This is a genomic window from Xanthomonas sp. BRIP62409 (genome assembly GCF_003992965.1).
GTDB lineage: Bacteria > Pseudomonadota > Gammaproteobacteria > Xanthomonadales > Xanthomonadaceae > Xanthomonas > Xanthomonas euroxanthea.
Genome location: NZ_QEZJ01000022.1, coordinates 22,254 through 39,103, shown reverse-complemented (window position 1 = coordinate 39,103; position 16,850 = coordinate 22,254). Strand labels below are relative to the sequence as shown.

Genomic DNA, 16,850 nt, shown 5'->3' with positions numbered 1-16,850 from the left:
TCGCGGGACCTTGAGCGGCATGGATGCCGCGCCAGAGCCTACACGGACGTACTTGCGGCGTGTCCTGCGATGGTGGGTGGGCAAGGACCCTGCAGCCAAGCCAGGCATCAAAGCCGATTGTCGCACCCAGCACTTCAGGACAACTCGGAAATTGCCCAGCGTTTCAGATCGCTGAAGGGTCCATCCACGGCGCCATTGCTGGCGCCGCGCTTACACACCTTGTCGACTCGCCAACTTGTCCAGGCGATCCAGCAGACTCACCCAGAACGCCGCCGGCAACTCTGCCTTGAGCGGTACGCTGTACAGCCACTCGTCGGCGAACGGCCGGCATTTGACCGCGTCTTTTTCGGTCATCAGCACCGGCAGGCGGCTGCCGAAACTGAAGTCGGCGGCGCGATAGACGTGGTGATCGGGAAAGGCATGCGGCACCACGCCGATGCCGCGCGCGCGCAGCATCGCGAAGAAGCGTTCCGGATGCGCAATCCCGGCCACTGCATGCACGCGCTGGCCGGCCAGCCTGCTCAATGGCTGAGCGCGCTTGCCATCCATGGGTTGCACGCTGTCGATGCTCAGGCGCATCTGCCATTCGCCGAATCCGGCGTCATCGGGCGCGGGCACGGGTGGCGTCGTCGCTGCGCTGGCCTGGCCCAGATTGACCACGCGGAAATCGCAGTCGCGCGCACGCGCCGCCGGTTCGCGCAACGGCCCGGCCGGCAACAGACGCCCGTTGCCGTAACGGCGCTGGCCATCGACCACTTCGATCTCCACATCGCGGGCGAGCCGGTAGTGCTGCAGCCCGTCGTCGCAGACGACGATGTCGCAGCCCGCTTCGACCAGGGCGCGCGCCGCGGCCAGGCGATCGCGGTCCACGCGCACGCGTGCGCCGGTTTTCCAGGCAATCAGTACCGGCTCGTCGCCGCCGAGCGCCACCGGCGTGTCCGCCTCGACCCAGCGTGCGGCATCCGACGCCTCGCGGCCATAACCGCGACTGGCGACGCCGGGCGTCCAGCCGGCTTCCTGCAACTTGGCGACCAGGGCAATCGTCAACGGGGTCTTGCCGGTGCCGCCGGCGGTGACGTTGCCCACCACGATCACAGGTACCGGCACCCCGTGGCGCTTGCGCCAGCCGCGGCGATACAGCGCGCGTCGCAGCGCGATGGCTGCACCGTAGACCGGCGCCAGCAGGCGCGCCGACAGCGGAATCGGCGCATTGTCGTACCAGTAGCCCGGCGTGCGGGCGCCGCGCCTGCTCATGCCTGACGTTCGCGAAACTGCATGCCGTGCAGATGCGAGTACAAGCCACCCTGCTCCAGCAATTGGCGATGGGTGCCGCGCTCGACGATGCGACCCTGGTCCATCACCAGCACCTGGTCGGCATGCTCGATCGTGGACAGACGGTGCGCGATCACCAGTGTGGTACGGTCCGGCATCAATTTATGCAGGGCGTCCTGCACCAGGCGTTCGGATTCGTTGTCCAGCGCCGCAGTGGCTTCGTCCAGGATCAGAATCGGTGCGTCCTTGAGCATCGCGCGCGCGATCGCCAGCCGCTGGCGCTGGCCGCCGGACAGGCGCCCGCCCTTGGTGCCCACATGTGATTGCAGGCCTTCGGGCAGCTGCGCGACGAACTCCATCGCATTGGCGCCCAGGATCGCGCGTTCCAGCTGGCCGGCGTCGGCACTGCGCATTTCGCCATAGGCGACGTTGTCGGCGATGCTGCCGTCGAACAGCATCACCTGCTGGCCGACCAGGGCGATCTGCCGACGCAGATCGGCCAATGCGTACGCCTGCACCGGATGTCCGTCGAGCAGGATCTGCCCGGACTCTGCCTCGTAGAAGCGCGGAATCAACTTGATCAGGCTGGACTTGCCGCTGCCGGAACGCCCGACGATCGCCGTCACCGTGCCCGGCTGCGCCACGAAACTAACCTCGGCCAGGGCCGGATTCACCTGCCCCGGATAACGCGCAGTGACGTTGCGGAACTCGATCAAGCCCTTGGCGCGCGTCAGCGGCACCGTGCCCTGATCCGGCTCGTCGGCACTGTCGAGCACCGAGAACAGGCGCTCGGCCGAGGCCAGGCCACGCTGCACCATGTTCTGCACATTGGTGAGCTGCTTGAGCCCGGGAATGATCGTCAGCATCGAGGTCATCAGCACCACGAAATCACCTGCGGTCAGCCGCCCGGCCAATGCCTGCGCACCAGCCACGAACAGCAGCGCCGACAGACCGATCGCGCCGATCATCTGCACCGTGGCGGTGGAAATGCCGCGCGTGGATTCGACCTTCATCGCCAGCCGCAGATTGCGGTCGGCCAGCGCGCCATAGCGCTCCATTTCGGTCTGCTGGGCGCCGTAGATCTTGACCTCCTGGTGGCTGGACAAGGTCTGGTCGGCCGCCTGCAACAGATGCGCGCCGCTTTCCTGGATGCTGTGGCTGATGCGGCGATAGCGCCGCGCCACCTTGTCCATCACCCAGGCCAGTACCGGCGCCAGCACCAGGATGGTCAGCGTGACCTGCCAGCTATGCCACAGCATCAGCGCCAACGCGCCGATCACCTGCAGCGACTGCTGGATCATCACCTTGACCGCATCCACCGCCGCTTGCGCCACCTGATCCGAGTCCGAGCCCAGGCGGATCAGCATCGACGGGACCGGCTCGGAGTCGAAGCGCGACCCCGGCAGACGCAGGTATTTGGACATCACCTTGACGCGCAGATCGCGCGCGATGCTGCGTGCGGATTTGCCCATCGCCATATCGGTGATATAGCCGGCGACCCCGCGCACCACGAACAACAGGATGATCTGCACCGGCAGCCAGCGGCTGACCTCGGCATTCTTGTAGATGAAGGTTTCGTCGGTGATCGGCTTCATCAACGCCAGGAAGCCGGTCGTGCCGGCCGCTTCGATCAGCGCGGCAATCAGCGCGGCGACCAGCAACAGGCGATACGGCTTGGCGAAGGCCAGCAGGCGACGGTACGTGCGCCAGGACGAGACTGGCGCCGGGCGGTCGTTGGAGGTGGTCACTGGCGGGTTCCGTTAGTGCGTGTGTGGCCGGGTGTGGGTGTGGTGCCGGCCTGCGGCGCTGTGGCGATCGCGATGCGGCGGAAGCCGAGCTGCCCCAGCGCATCCTGCGCGGTCACCACCGCCTGATACGGTGTACGCGCATCGGCGCGCATCAACACCGTCTGCTCGCGGTCGTCACCGGCGATCTGGGCAATGGTCTGCTTGAGCGAATCCACATCCGAACGCAGCACTTCCTGATCGTTGATGAAATAACGCCCGTCGGCATTGACCAGTACGCTCAATGAACGCGGCGGCGCGCTGGTGTGTTGGTCGCTGGCGGTCGGCAGCTGCAATTGCAGCGTGGAGCGTGCGTCGAAGGTCGTGGTCACCACGAAAAAGATGATGAGGACAAGGATCACGTCAATCAATGGCACCAGATCGATATGCGGCTCGTCCTGGCGTCGGTCACTGCCGATGCGCATCCGTCAGCCCTTTGCCATGACGGGTTTGCCAGCTGCCGCAAGCGGCGCCGCGGCGGCCGGCACCACGCGGCCGTCCATCGTGTCCAGCAGCAAGGTGGCTTCCTGCTCCATCTCGATGATGTAGCCGGCGATGCGGCCCTTGAAGAAGCGATGCGCCATCAACGCCGGCACCGCGATGATCATGCCGGTGGCCGTGCACACCAGCGCCTTGCCGATGCCGCCGGCCAGCTGGTTCACATCGCCCACGCCGTGATCGAGGATGCCCAGGAACATCTGGATCATGCCGACCACCGTGCCCAGCAGTCCCAGCAACGGCCCGGCCGAGGCGATCGTGCCCAATGCATTCAGATAGCGCTCCATGCGGTGCACCACGTGCCGGCCGGTGTCCTCGATGCGCTCGCGAATCAACTCACGCGGACGCCCACGCACGTCCAGCGCTGCGGCCAGCAAGGCGCCCAGTGGCGAATTGCGGCGCAGCGATTCAATGTGGCTGGGATCCAGCTTGCCGCGCGCAGCCCAGTTGCGGACCTCTTCGCCCAGGCCTGGCGGGGCCACCTCGTTGCGGCGCAGGCTCCACAGGCGCTCCAGCATGATCGCCAGGGCGATCACGCCCAGCAACAGCAACGGCACCATCGGCCAACCGCCTGCCTTGACCAGCTCCAACACGATTCGATTCCTCCGGCGACGCGGCCGCCTATTCGCTGGTCGATAGGATAGCAGCCGACCGCCGCCGTTCCGCAGCATCCCACAGCCGTGGCTGCCAGCGCCGTCGCTCGCGTACCTGCAGGCCGTCGGCGCCCAGCCAGACCCGGATCGCCCCGGCCTGGGCCGTGTCGAGCAGCTCGGCGCCACTGCCCTGCCAGCGCTGCACCACCTCGGCACGCGGGTGACCGAAGCGATTGCCGTGTCCGGAAGACACCAGCGCCAGCCGCGCGCCGGTGGCGGCGATGAAGCCGGCATGCGAGCCGTCGGCGCTGCCATGGTGCGGGACCACCACCAGATCGGCACGCAACTCCGGGGCATGCTGCCGCAGCAGGCGCCGCTCGACGATCTCGCCGATATCGCCCGGCAACAGCGCGCTTGCATGGCGCGTCTCGACACGCAGCACGCAACTGGATTGATTGCGCAGATACGGAAAACCGGCGCTGGGATGCAGGAAGCGAAAGCGCACCCCGTCCCATGACCACTGTTGACCAGCACGGCAGCGCGTGCTGACGTCCAGCGGCGCCTGTGGCGGCGCCGCCGTCATTGCAACGGGCAATCCCGCACGTACTGCCGCATAGCCGCCAGCGTGGTCGGCGTCGGCATGACTGAGCACGATGGCATCCAGGCGGCGCAAGCCGAGCGCGCGCAATGCCGGCAGCACCACCCGCTCACCGGCATCGAAACCATCGCGCACCGCCGGACCGGTGTCGAATAGCAGCGCATGCCGTTGCGTGCGCACCAGCACCGCCAGGCCCTGCCCCACGTCCAGCACCTGCACATCGGCCTCGCCCGCCGCAGGCAGTTCGCGGTCCGGCCACAGCAGCGGCAGCCATAGCAGCACCGCCAGCGATTTGCCGGGCGTGCCGCGCGGCAGCAACAACCAGAACGCGCCGAGCAGGGCCACGACCAAGGCGGTCGCATCGGACTCGGGCACCCACCATAACGCCACCGACGTCTGCCCGAGCCAGACCAGGCCCGGCCAGGACAGCTCGAAGCACCAGCCCGCCAATCGCCATGCCCATACGCCCAGGCCCGGATGAAGTGCCTCCAGCGCAGTCCCCAGCAAGGCAAGTGGCACCACCACGAAGGTCCACCAGGGAATGGCGACCAGATTGGCCAATGGCCCCACCAACGATGCCTGCCCGAACAGGCTGACGGTCAACGGCAGCAGGCCGACGGTGGCCGCCGTCTGGGCGGACAGGAAGCCCCGCACGATCGCGCGATCGTCCGCTGGCAGACACCACACCAGCCAGGCCACCCCGGCAAAGCTGAGCCAGAAGCCGGCCACCAGCACGCTCAGCGGATCCCACAGCAGCACTGCCAACATCGCCAGCGCGAGGATCTGCGCGGTGGTGGCACGGCGCCGTACCACCCGCGCCAACGCGACCACGGCAATCATCAGCACGGTGCGCACCGTGGGCAGCGCCAGACCCGCCAGCACCGCATAACCAGCCGCACCGAGCGAGGCGGCGACTGCCGCCGCGTGGACACGCGGGATCCGGGTTCCAAGCGCTGGCCAGCAACGCCAGAGCCCGGCGACCAGCACGGCGACGAATGCAGCGACCAGCCCAACATGAAACCCCGAGATCGCAATCAGATGGCTGAGCCCGGTCGCCCGCAGCGTGGCCCAGGCCGCGTCGTCCAGCCCGCGCGTGTCGCCCAACGCGAGCGCACGCAGGTAAGGTGTCGACGGCCCGGGCACGCGCTCGGCAATGCGCTGCGACATTCCTTCGCGCCAGGCATCCACCCCACGCGGTGCCGCGACCTGCTGCGCAGCGGCCGGCACCCGTACATAGCCGGTCGCGGCAATGCGCTGTGCCAGCGCATGCCGCTCGGCATCGAACCCGCCAGGATTGCGCAAGCCACGCGGCGCACGCAGCTTGAGCCGCAGCTGCCAGCCTGCGCCTGCGCGCAGCGCACCACGCGTCCCCATCCGCTCGGCACCGAAATCGTCATACCAGGCCAGCTGCAGCAGTTTGCCGCGCAGTGCGGCAGGCTGCGCGGGATCGTCATCCACACGCAGTTGAAAGCGCGTGCGTCGTGGCTCGACGACCGGCAACTCGACGATCTGACCGCGCACCGTCAGTTCTCGCACTTCGTCCTGCGGGCGCAGTTGTGCCCGCAGGACACCGGCGACCTGCCAGCCCATCAGCCCGAAACCGAAAACGGCGGTGGCCAGCGCCCACACCAGCACCCTTGGCCGCAAACGCAGCCATGTGCTGAAACCGATGCCCAGCGCCGCTGCACCAAGGCAGGCCGCATAGACCGCACGCGACAGCAGCGCAGGCGACCATGCGCACACCACGATGCCCAGCAACAATGCCGCTGCGATCGTTATCGTCGATATGCGCTGCGGCGAAGGCGATGCCTGTGCTGACGCATGCATGCTGTCGGTCGCCATCCTGGCCGTGGTCCATCCACCGACTCAGGTTAGGCCAGCGCCCGTGTCGGGCACAGCAGCGATCGGTGCTGTGCCTGGTAGGAAAAAGACGGCGCCTGCCGTGGTGCATCCGGCCGGGGGAACGTCCCCTGACAGACGCGCAACACGCTGGGCAGGACAGTGTGTACGGGCCACACATCGACCGTATCGGCCTGCATTCGCCTCGATTTCATGGCCGCCGCGCTATGTTCGCCACTGTTTTCGAGGAGCTTCCCCCATGCGTAAAGGCACTGCACTGATTGTCGGCGTCACCGGCATTTCCGGTTACAACCTCGCCAATGTCCTGGTGGCCGACGGCTGGACCGTCTACGGCCTGGCACGGCGCCCGCTGCCTCAGGATGGCGTGATCCCGCTTGCGGCCGATCTGCTGGATGCCGAGAGCACCAGCAAGGCGCTGCGTGGCCTGCCGATCACCCACGTATTCTTCTGCACCTGGACCCGGCGCGACACCGAGCGCGAAAACGTCGAAGCCAACGGCGCGATGATGCGGCATCTGTGCGAAGCGCTGAGCGATGCGCCGCTGCAGCACATGGCGCTGGTCACCGGCACCAAGCACTACCTGGGCGCGTTCGAGAACTACGGTAGCGGCAAGGCCGAAACCCCGTTCCGCGAAAGCGAACCGCGCCAGCCCGGCGAGAATTTCTACTACACGCTGGAAGACCTGCTGTTCGCGCATGCCGAGCAGCATGGCTTCGGCTGGAGCGTGCATCGCTCGCACACCATGATCGGCATGGCCAACGGCAGCAATGCGATGAACATGGGCGTGACGCTGGCAGCGTACGCGTCGTTGTGCAAGCACACCGGCCAGCCGTTCGTGTTTCCCGGATCGCAGGCACAGTGGAACAGCCTCACCGACCTGACCGACGCCGGCCTGCTCGGCAAGCAGCTGGCCTGGGCCGGCCTGAGCCCGGCCGCGCGCAATCAGGCCTTCAACACCGTCAATGGCGATGTGTTCCGCTGGCGCTGGATGTGGAGCCAGATTGCCGACTTCTTCGGGCTCGAAGCTGCGCCCTGCCCCGAGACCCCGATGCCGCTGGAGGCACGCCTGAGCGAGACCGCCCCGGCGGTGTGGAGCGAGATCGCCAAGCAGCATGGCCTGGTGGAAGCCGACGTCAACCGGCTGGCATCCTGGTGGCACACCGATGCCGACCTGGGCCGCGAGATCGAGTGCGTCAACGACATGACCAAGAGCCGCGAGCTGGGCTTTCTGGAGTTCTACGACAGCCGTGCTTCGTTCCTGGAATTGTTCACGCGCCTGCGCGCGCAGCGCATCATTCCCTGATGCACCCGGTCGTCGTCACCCACGTGATGGCGACCGTTTCCTGTCAAGCGCGCATCGACGCGACGATGTTCGCGGGCGCTGCATACGGCGCGAGCAGGATGTCGCACCATCCGGTCGCCCATCACACAGGTGCATCGGTGACCGGATACGGGATCTTCGATCGGAAACCCGCGATTCAACACCCTCTAGCCGTCAGGGATTGGCCCGACAGCCAGGCAGTGCGTCCTACACCGCAGACGGCGCCAACTCGCGCAGCTTGCCCTGGTGCAATTCGAGTACGCGGTCCAGACGCCGCGCCAGACTGCGGTCGTGGGTCACCAGGACCAGGCTGGTGCGCTGCGCACGATTGAGTTCCAGCATCAGCTCGAACACGGTCTCGGCGGTCTTGTCGTCCAGGTTGCCGGTTGGCTCATCGCCCAGCACGCAGCCCGGCTTGTTCACCAGCGCACGCGCCACGGCCGCACGCTGGCGCTCGCCACCGGACAACTCGCTGGGCTTGTGTTCGATGCGATGTCCGAGCCCGACCGATTCCAGCAGCTGCAAGGCCTGCGCCCGCGCAAGCGCGACCTCTTTTCCGGACAACAGCACCGGCATCATCACGTTTTCCAGCGCGGTGAATTCCGGCAACAGGTGATGGAACTGGTACACGAAGCCCAGGGCCTGATTGCGCAACTTGCCGCGCTCGCCATCGGACAACGCCGACATGCGCCGGCCGGCTACATACACCTCGCCCGAGGTCGGAACATCCAGCCCGCCGAGCAGATGCAGCAGCGTGCTCTTGCCCGCACCGGAGGCACCGACAATGGCCACGGTCTCGCCGGTCGCCACGGTCAGATCCAATCGATCGAACACCGGTGTGCGCATCTTGCCTTCGGCATAGGTCTTGCCCAGACCCTCGGCGCGGATCACTGCTTCTGCGTGGCTTGACGTCTGCACGGCCGATTCCCGATTCCCGAATCCCGATTCCCTGATCTCATTCATAACGCAGCGCCTCCGCCGGTTGGGTCCGCGACGCGCGCCATGCCGGATACAAGGTCGCCAGGAAGCTCATCACCAGCGCGACGACGGTGATCACCACCACGTCCTGGGTCTGCATGTCGGTCGGCAACCCGGTGATGTAATACACGTCCTCGGGCAGCAGCTTGACGCTGAAGATCGTCTCGATCACGCCCAGGATGCGTTCCAGGTTGAGCGTCAGCACGATGCCGCCGATCACGCCCATGATCGTTCCCATGAAGCCGATCAACGAACCCTGCACCATGAACACCTGCATCACGCCCGCAGGCGACAGGCCCAGTGTGCGCAGGATGGCGATATCGGCCTGCTTGTCGGTGACCAGCATCACCTGCGAGGACACCAGGTTGAACGCACCCATCGCCACGATCAGCGACAGCAGGATGCCCATCACGGTCTTTTCCATCTTCAGCGAGTGGTAGAGGTTGGCATTCTCCTGGGTCCAGTCGCTGACCCGGTACGGACCATGCAACTTCACCGCCAGATCGCGCGCAACCGGCCAGGCCTGGTCCATGTCGTGCAGGCGCAGCCGCACGCCGGTGACGCCATCCATGCGCAGCACGCGCGCCAGGTCCTGCATGTTGACCACCGCCAGGCCGCGGTCGATCTCGTTGTAGCCCGCCTCGAAGATTCCGCTGACGGTGAAGCGTTTGAGCCGCGGCATCGCACCCAGCGGCGTGGCCTGGGTATCGCTGAGCAGCACGACGATGCTGTCGCCCACGTCCACGCCCAGCCACAGCGCCAGCTCCTTGCCGATGACGATGTTGTAGGAGCCCGGGGTCAGGCTGTCGACCGACCCCTGCTGCATCTTCTTGGCCAGCACCGACACCTTGCCTTCTTCGGCAGGAACGATGCCGCGCACGATTGCCGGCTGCTTGCGCGGGCCCTGCAACAGCGATTCGGTTTCGATATACGGCGCGGCACCGGCGATGCGCGGATCGGCCATGGCGACCTCGACCGCATGCTGCCAGTCGTGCATCGGCGCGCCGTCCGCACTGACGGTGGCATGCGCGGCCATCTGCAGCAGACGGTCGCGGATCTCCTTCTGGAAACCGCTCATCACCGCCAGCGTGGTGATCAGCACGGTCACGCCCAGGGCGATGCCCAGGATCGATGCCATCGAGATAAACGAGATGAAGCCATTGCGCCGCTTGGCACGCAGGTAGCGCAAGCCGATGGCAACCGGGATAGGTTTGAACATGCGGTTCAACCAGGAAAGGGACGCTATGGTGCCACTTGCGGCCGCCCGGACGAAATGGCGTGTGCCTGAGCGGCCAGACGCAGTTCACGTCGCTGCGCCACCGGCAAGGTATCCGGCCAGAAATGCAGGCGCCGGCGACGTGCATCCGGGCCAGTCCACGACACCACCGCGATCGGGCCGCGCCATGCCACCTGCAGGCCTTGCACCTGCTTGCCGTCAACGCTGGCGGGCGTTTGGCCCCACGGCACGATCACCTCGCGTGTTGGCGAACGCAACAGCACGCATAACGATCGGCCGCCCGCCACCACTGCATGGACCGCCAACAACACTGCCAACCACGGCGGCACCCCGCTACGCCAGAGCGCCCACAACGCGAGTGCACTCAGCACGCCCAGTGCGCAGACCAGCCCGCGCGAGGGGCGCCATTCAAGCCGGCATGGCGCGAATATCGGCGATGAGCGCGGCGTTGGCGGCATCGGGGCAGGTCTCGTATCCCATGAACCAGCGCCACAACTTATCGTCTTCGCAATCCAGCAGCTGTAGGAAAACCGCGCGCTCGGACTCGGAAGCCTGCGCCCAGCGTTGATCCAGATAGCGCCCGAACAATTGATCGAGCTCGCGCATGCCGCGCCGGCAACGCCAGCGCAGTTTCTTCAGCAGGACTTGTTCATCCATCTCACTCTCCTCGCCTGACGCGGCGCCGAAAACGACAGCGGCACCAGACCAAGGGCCGGTGCCGCTGTGAACCCTCTCCCCGCCAAGGCGGGACTTCATACCTGCGATCAGGCGCGACGCGCCATCATCAGCTTCTTGATCTCGGCAATGGCCAGCGCCGGATTCAGGCCCTTCGGGCAGGTCCGCGCGCAGTTCATGATGGTGTGGCAGCGATACAGCTTGAACGGATCTTCCAGGTCGTCCAGGCGCGCACCGGTGTCTTCGTCGCGCGAGTCGATGATCCAGCGATACGCCTGCAGCAGGATCGCCGGGCCCAGATAGCGCTCGCCATTCCACCAGTAGCTCGGGCAGCTGGTCGAGCAGCAGGCGCACAGGATGCACTCGTACAGACCATCGAGCTTGCGGCGGTCTTCCGGCGACTGCAGGCGCTCGCGGTCCGGCGGCGGCGGGGTCTGGGTGCGGATCCACGGCTTAATCGATGCGTACTGCGCGTAGAAATGCGTCAAATCCGGCACCAGGTCCTTGATCACGCTCATGTGCGGCAGCGGATAGATCGGCACCTCGGCCTTGCCGCAGGCGGCAATCGCCTTGGTGCAGGCCAGCGTGTTGGTGCCGTCGATATTCATCGCGCACGAGCCGCAGATGCCTTCGCGGCAGGAGCGACGGAACGCCAGCGTCGGGTCGATCTCGTTCTTGATCTTGATCAGCGCGTCCAACACCATCGGGCCGCACTTGTCGAGATCGATCTCGTAGCTGTCGGTACGCGGGTTGGCCTCGCCATCCGGATCCCAGCGGTAGACCTTGAAGGTGCGCGTGTTCTTGGCGCCCTGCGCAGGGTAATGCTTGCCCTTGCCGATCTTTGAATTCTTGGGGAGGGTGAACTCTGCCATAGCTGCTCTCGTTGGCTCAGGCGATGCGCGGTGCGGACGACGACCGCACCGTGCGCATGAAGGTAAAGATGACGGACGCCACTGCCGAAGCGGTGGCGCAACGGCCGGCGGCGTGCCGGCGTTGCCGCTGCGTCAGGACACGATCCGCCTGCAACGGTGCGCCGCTGCCATGCCCGGACAGACCGGCCGGCAGAGGCAACGCACAAGCGGATCGGTCCATGCGCATCGATCAGTAAACGCGTGGCTTCGGCGGGACCACGTCCACGTCCTTGCTCAGCGTGTACATGTGCACCGGACGATATTCGAACTCGCACTTGCCCTTGTCGTCGACGGTGACCAGCGTGTGCTTCTGCCAGTTGACGTCGTCGCGGTCCGGGAAGTCTTCGTGCGAGTGCGCGCCGCGGCTTTCGTGGCGCTGCTCGGCCGAGTTGATCGTGGCCACCGCGTTGAGCAGCAGGTTGTTCAACTCGTAGGTCTCGATCAGGTCCGAGTTCCACACCAGCGAGCGGTCCGAGACCTTGACGTCCTCGAAGCTGGCAAAGATCTCGGCCATCTTATCGACGCCTTCCTTCAGCGTCTTGCTGGTACGGAACACGGCCGCGTCCGACTGCATGGTGCGCTGCATGTTGTCGCGGATCACCGAGGTCGGCGTGGAGCCGTTGGCGTAGCGCAACTTGTCCAGCAGGCCCAGCGCCTTGTCACAGACATCGGACGGCAGCGTCTTGTGCGGCTGGTTGGGCTTGACCGTCTCGGCGCAACGGTTGGCCACCGCACGGCCGAACACCACCAGATCCAGCAGCGAGTTAGAACCCAGGCGGTTGGCGCCGTGCACCGACACGCAGGCGGCTTCGCCGATCGCATACAGGCCCGGCACGACCGCATCCGGGTTGTCGCCCTGCTTGCGCACGACTTCGCCGTAGAAGTTGGTCGGAATGCCGCCCATGTTGTAGTGCACGGTCGGCAACACCGGAATCGGCTGCTTGGTCACGTCCACACCGGCAAAGATGTGCGCGCTCTCGGCGATGCCGGGCAGCTTTTCGTTGATGACTTCCGGGCCGAGGTGGGTCAGGTCGAGCAGGATGTGGTCCTTGTGCTCGCCCACGCCGCGGCCTTCGCGGATCTCCACGGTCATCGAGCGCGAGACAACGTCGCGCGATGCCAGGTCCTTGTAATGCGGTGCATAGCGCTCCATGAAGCGCTCGCCGTTGCTGTTGCGCAGGATGCCGCCTTCGCCACGCACGCCCTCGGTGATCAGGCAGCCCGCGCCGTAGATGCCGGTGGGATGGAACTGCACGAACTCCATGTCCTGCACCGGCAGGCCGGCACGCATCACCAGACCGCCGCCGTCACCAGTACAGGTGTGCGCGGAGGTGGCGCTGAAGTAGGCGCGGCCATAGCCGCCGGTGGCCAGCACCACGCCATGGGCGCGGAACAGATGCAGGCTGCCATCGGCCATGTCCAGCGCCAGTACGCCGCGGCAGACGCCCTCTTCGTCGAAGATCAGGTCGAGTGCGAAGTACTCGATCATGAAGCGCGCGTTGTGCGCCAAGGACTGCTGATACAGCGTATGCAGCATCGCGTGACCGGTCCGGTCGGCCGCCGCGCAGGTGCGCTGCGCGGACGGGCCCTCGCCGTACTTGGTGGTCATGCCACCGAACGGGCGCTGGTAGATCTTGCCATCTTCGGTACGCGAGAACGGCACGCCGTAGTGCTCGAGCTCGATGATGGCCGGGATCGCCTCGCGGCACATGTACTCGATTGCGTCCTGGTCACCCAGCCAATCGGAGCCTTTGATGGTGTCGTAGAAGTGATAGCGCCAGTCGTCTTCGCCCATGTTGCCGAGCGCGGCCGAAATACCACCCTGTGCCGCCACGGTGTGCGAACGGGTCGGGAAGACCTTGGTCAGGCAGACGGTCTGCAAGCCCTTCTGGGCCAGGCCGAACGTGGCGCGCAGGCCGGCACCGCCGGCGCCCACCACGACCATGTCGTACTTGTGTTCTGTGATCTTGTAAGCGGACATCGAATTATGGATTCCTGTTTGGTCGCGGACGACTCAGCTGATGCCAAGCGCAATACGCGCCACGGCAAACACGCTGACAATGGCGCCCAGCACGGCGACGAAGCGCACGATCGTCTGCGCCGCAAGCGCCAGCAGCGAGTTGTGCACGTAATCTTCCAGCACCACCTGCATGCCCAGCTGCGCATGCCAGAACGAGGCGATCAGGAAGCCGACCAACAGAATCGCGTTCCACGGCTTGGCCACGGCGGCACTGGCTGCGGCGTGATCGGCACCGATCAGGCTCAGCACGAAGATCAGGAACCAGATCGACAGCGGCACTAGGGCAGTGGCGGTCAGGCGCTGCACCACGAAGTGTTCGGTACCGGTCTTGGCGGCACCCAGGCCACGCACGTTCTTCAACGGGGTACGGTAGCGGTTCATACGGCACCTCCGGCCAGCAGCACATATGCCCAGATGGCAGCGGTGAGCACGAAGCTCAGGATCAGCGACAGCCAGCCGAGGCTGACGAACGAGCGCACTGCATAGCCCTGCCCGAAGTCCTGCAGGATGTGGCGCAGGCCGCCAAACAGATGGAACGCAAAGCACCAGGTCCAGCCGAACAGGAACACTTGCCCGTACCAGGCGCCGGCATGCGCGCGGAAACAATTCCAGTGGTCGGGGCCGAGCATCAACGTCAGCAGGGCGGCGGCAATCGCCAGAGCGCCGATGGACAGTACGATGCCGGTGGCTCGATTGAGAATCGAGGTCACCATCTGTATCTGCCAGCGGTACACCTGGAGATGCGGGGAAAGAGGACGTTCGCGTATCGCCATTCGCTGGGCTCGTATCTCGGCTGGGCGGCACTAGGCCGCTGTGGCTAAAAGCTGCTCAAAAATCGATGCAGCGTCCATTTTTTTCCCAGTCGCCGTAGCGCGTTGGCTCAGGGCCGTCGCGTCCACCAATTTCCTTGGGCAGTGGCTGCTTCTCGGGAATATGCTCCTGAGGAGAAGGCTGCGTCTCGGAATCCTGCGCTGGGGTGGGGGTTGGATGGCCTATCATAGTGGTCTCACAACATTGCGATTTTAGTCCTCCCCTTCCGTGGCTGACAACCTGAATCTTATTCCGCAGGGTTTTGGCTCCCTGCACGACATGCGATACGTCCGCTTGACCGGGACGGATGCAGTGGCGTTCGCGCATGCGCAATTTGCCAACGACGTACAGGCGCTGGCGATCGGGCAGTGGCAATGGAATGCGTGGTTGACGGCGAAGGGGCGCGTGATCGCCATCTTCGCACTCCTGCGTGAGGACGACACGCACCTGTTGCTGCTGCTGCCCGACGGCAATGCGGCCGGGATTGCGGCGCAACTCGGCCGTTTTGTGTTCCGACGCAAGCTCAAGATCGGCGTGGCGGCGCTTTCGGCCTATGGCGGCTTCGCCACACCTGCGCGCGCGGAAGGCGCGCAGGCCGATATCGGAACGCAGCGTATCGAATTGGACATGGGCAGCCCGGCCCTGCCGCGCACGCTGGTGCTGCTGTCAGACCAGCAGGCATTGGCCGCGCCTATCGAATCTGCCCGCATGGACGCCGATTGGCGCCGTGCAGACCTGCAACTGGGGCTGGCGCGCCTGCCCGACGCGCAGCGCGAGCAATGGACGCCGCAACAGCTGGCGCTGGATCGCCTGCACGCCTTCAGCGTCAAGAAGGGTTGCTATCCGGGCCAGGAAATCGTTGCGCGGACGCATTTCCTGGGCAAGGCCAAGCGTGCGCTGCAGCTGCTGCAGGTCGAGGCGGCCGTCGGTGATGCCGCGGCAGAACCGGGCCAGGCCGTGCTGCTGGGCGAGACCACCGTCGGCACGCTGGTCAGCGTGGCGGGCGATCTCGCACTGGCGGTGTTGCCGCTGGAGCTGACCTTGGAGGCCGACGCCGTGCTGCAGGCGGGCGCGCGTACCGCCCGCCCGCTTGCGTTCGTGCAGGGTCTGGCGCGTTAGGCCGGCGCCAGCCGTTCGCCGCTGGCCGGGTCGAAGAAGTGCAACGCCTCGCTGCGCAACGCCAGGCGCAGCGGCTCGCCTACCGCCGGCAAGGCCTGCGGTGCGACACGGATCACCAGCGGCTGGCCGCCACGGTCGAGGTTGAGGAAGATCTCGTTGCCGACCGGCTCGATCACATCGATACGCGCATCGAAGCCCAGTGCGGCATCGCTTGACGGTTGCAGGTGCTCCGGGCGTACGCCGACGATCACGTCGCGACCGAACCAGCTCCGATCGATGCGGGCCGCACCCAGTGGCACGCGCCAGCCATCGGCCATGACCAGATGCAGGCCGTCCTGCTCATCCAGGCGCCCCTGCAGCACGTTCATCGCCGGGCTGCCCAGGAATCCGGCCACGAACAGATTGGCCGGGCGGTCGTACAGCGCCATCGGGCTGTCGATCTGCTGGATCACCCCGTCCTTGAGCACCACGATGCGCTGACCCAGCGTCATCGCCTCGACCTGATCGTGGGTGACGTAGATCATCGTGGTACCCAGCTTGCGATGCAGCTGCGCGATCTCGGTGCGCACGCTGTGGCGCAGCTTGGCATCCAGATTGGACAGCGGCTCGTCGAGCAGGAACACCGACGACTCGCGCACCATCGCCCGTCCCAGCGCCACGCGCTGACGCTGGCCGCCGGACATCGCCTTGGGCAGCTTGTCGAGCATCGGGGTCAGCCCCAGCAACTCGGCGGCGTTGTTGACCCGTTCGGCGATGACCTGCTTGGGGTGGCCGCGCAACTTGAGCCCGAAGGCCAGGTTCTCGGCCACGGTCATGTGCGGGTAGAGCGCATAGCTCTGGAACACCATGGCGATGTCGCGGTCCTTCGGAGCCACGTCGTTGACCACACGCTCGCCGATCTTCAACGTGCCGGCACTGATGTCCTCGAGCCCGGCGATCATGCGCAACAGGGTCGACTTGCCGCAGCCGGACGGCCCGACCAGCACCATCAACTCGCCATCGGCGACCTCGAAACTCGCACCCTGCACCGCGACCTGGCCGTTCTCGTAGACCTTGCGGACACCTTCCAACTGCACTTTCGCCATCTTCGGCCTCAACGTAAGTTGTGCGCCCTGCCCTCGGCCCTCCCGACGGCGGTGACGCCACATGCGCCTGCAAGGAAATCTCCTGCAAA

The 16,850-nt window shown here is 66.0% G+C and carries 17 protein-coding genes and 1 pseudogene; 2 read left to right on the top strand and 16 right to left on the bottom strand.

What is annotated here, in order from left to right:
• Window positions 1-210: 210 nt before the first annotated feature.
• The 5 genes and pseudogenes from lpxK to EO170_RS13085 form a co-directional block, all read right to left on the bottom strand.
• Entirely contained in the window at window positions 211-1,254 is a 1,044-nt protein-coding gene (gene lpxK / locus EO170_RS13105; protein ID WP_126945590.1) for a tetraacyldisaccharide 4'-kinase, read from the bottom strand.
• Window positions 1,251-3,020: a lipid A export permease/ATP-binding protein MsbA gene (msbA, locus tag EO170_RS13100; RefSeq protein ID WP_104582571.1), complete on the bottom strand. Its 1,770-nt coding sequence runs from the start codon at window positions 3,018-3,020 to the stop codon at window positions 1,251-1,253. Before msbA ends, lpxK begins: the two co-directional genes overlap by 4 nt.
• Complete coding sequence (locus EO170_RS13095) at window positions 3,017-3,481, bottom strand: biopolymer transporter ExbD (RefSeq protein ID WP_104582570.1); 465 nt, start codon at window positions 3,479-3,481, stop codon at window positions 3,017-3,019. Before EO170_RS13095 ends, msbA begins: the two co-directional genes overlap by 4 nt.
• Before the next feature lie 3 nt (window positions 3,482-3,484).
• Window positions 3,485-4,147 (bottom strand): MotA/TolQ/ExbB proton channel family protein, encoded by a 663-nt coding sequence (locus EO170_RS13090; protein ID WP_104650451.1) that lies wholly within the window; start codon window positions 4,145-4,147, stop codon window positions 3,485-3,487.
• A pseudogene (locus EO170_RS13085) lies at window positions 4,041-6,587 on the bottom strand (DNA internalization-related competence protein ComEC/Rec2); the annotation flags it as partial. The pseudogene EO170_RS13085 and the gene EO170_RS13090, both read right to left, overlap by 107 nt.
• A gap of 256 nt (window positions 6,588-6,843) precedes the next feature.
• Between EO170_RS13085 and EO170_RS13080 the strand changes: the two are divergent.
• Entirely contained in the window at window positions 6,844-7,908 is a 1,065-nt protein-coding gene (locus EO170_RS13080; RefSeq protein ID WP_126945584.1) for an SDR family oxidoreductase, read from the top strand.
• A gap of 225 nt (window positions 7,909-8,133) precedes the next feature.
• Here EO170_RS13080 and lolD read toward each other — a convergent pair whose 3' ends face one another.
• The 10 genes from lolD to EO170_RS21775 all read right to left on the bottom strand — a co-directional run bounded on the left by lolD (window position 8,134) and on the right by EO170_RS21775 (window position 14,746).
• Window positions 8,134-8,889 carry a lipoprotein-releasing ABC transporter ATP-binding protein LolD gene (lolD, locus tag EO170_RS13075; protein WP_164739044.1) on the bottom strand — a complete coding sequence of 252 codons (756 nt, stop codon included), beginning with the start codon at window positions 8,887-8,889 and terminating at the stop codon, window positions 8,134-8,136.
• The gene (locus EO170_RS13070; RefSeq protein ID WP_104582565.1) at window positions 8,882-10,123 is read right to left on the bottom strand and encodes a lipoprotein-releasing ABC transporter permease subunit; all 1,242 of its coding nucleotides are present in this window, start codon (window positions 10,121-10,123) and stop codon (window positions 8,882-8,884) included. Before EO170_RS13070 ends, lolD begins: the two co-directional genes overlap by 8 nt.
• A 23-nt stretch (window positions 10,124-10,146) precedes the next feature.
• Window positions 10,147-10,599: a hypothetical protein gene (locus tag EO170_RS13065; RefSeq protein WP_126945581.1), complete on the bottom strand. Its 453-nt coding sequence runs from the start codon at window positions 10,597-10,599 to the stop codon at window positions 10,147-10,149.
• Window positions 10,550-10,798, bottom strand: a complete 249-nt coding sequence (locus EO170_RS13060) for a succinate dehydrogenase assembly factor 2 (RefSeq protein ID WP_104582563.1) — start codon at window positions 10,796-10,798, stop codon at window positions 10,550-10,552. Before EO170_RS13060 ends, EO170_RS13065 begins: the two co-directional genes overlap by 50 nt.
• Before the next feature lie 107 nt (window positions 10,799-10,905).
• Window positions 10,906-11,688, bottom strand: coding sequence for a succinate dehydrogenase iron-sulfur subunit (locus tag EO170_RS13055; RefSeq protein WP_024938686.1), 783 nt, complete (start codon window positions 11,686-11,688; stop codon window positions 10,906-10,908).
• 16 nt (window positions 11,689-11,704) lie between these two features.
• A complete protein-coding gene (locus EO170_RS13050) occupies window positions 11,705-11,914 on the bottom strand; it encodes a hypothetical protein (RefSeq protein WP_104582562.1) in 210 nt (69 codons plus the stop codon).
• Window positions 11,915-11,917: 3 nt separating this feature from the next.
• The gene (gene sdhA / locus EO170_RS13045) at window positions 11,918-13,708 is read right to left on the bottom strand and encodes a succinate dehydrogenase flavoprotein subunit (RefSeq protein WP_104650447.1); all 1,791 of its coding nucleotides are present in this window, start codon (window positions 13,706-13,708) and stop codon (window positions 11,918-11,920) included.
• Window positions 13,709-13,741: 33 nt separating this feature from the next.
• A complete protein-coding gene (sdhD, locus tag EO170_RS13040; protein ID WP_016902592.1) occupies window positions 13,742-14,128 on the bottom strand; it encodes a succinate dehydrogenase, hydrophobic membrane anchor protein in 387 nt (128 codons plus the stop codon).
• A complete protein-coding gene (gene sdhC / locus EO170_RS13035) occupies window positions 14,125-14,520 on the bottom strand; it encodes a succinate dehydrogenase, cytochrome b556 subunit (protein WP_104582560.1) in 396 nt (131 codons plus the stop codon). Before sdhC ends, sdhD begins: the two co-directional genes overlap by 4 nt.
• Before the next feature lie 55 nt (window positions 14,521-14,575).
• Window positions 14,576-14,746, bottom strand: a complete 171-nt coding sequence (locus tag EO170_RS21775) for a DUF1674 domain-containing protein (protein ID WP_164739043.1) — start codon at window positions 14,744-14,746, stop codon at window positions 14,576-14,578.
• A gap of 39 nt (window positions 14,747-14,785) precedes the next feature.
• Here EO170_RS21775 and EO170_RS13025 point away from each other — a divergent pair, with 39 nt between their 5' ends.
• On the top strand, window positions 14,786-15,676 hold the full coding sequence (locus tag EO170_RS13025) for a folate-binding protein YgfZ (protein ID WP_126945575.1): 891 nt from the start codon (window positions 14,786-14,788) through the stop codon (window positions 15,674-15,676).
• On the opposite strand, the gene ugpC is transcribed toward EO170_RS13025, so the two are convergent.
• On the bottom strand, window positions 15,673-16,761 hold the full coding sequence (gene ugpC, locus EO170_RS13020) for a sn-glycerol-3-phosphate ABC transporter ATP-binding protein UgpC (RefSeq protein ID WP_115676952.1): 1,089 nt from the start codon (window positions 16,759-16,761) through the stop codon (window positions 15,673-15,675). The two genes, EO170_RS13025 and ugpC, sit on opposite strands and share 4 nt — an antisense overlap.
• Window positions 16,762-16,850: the final 89 nt, after the last annotated feature.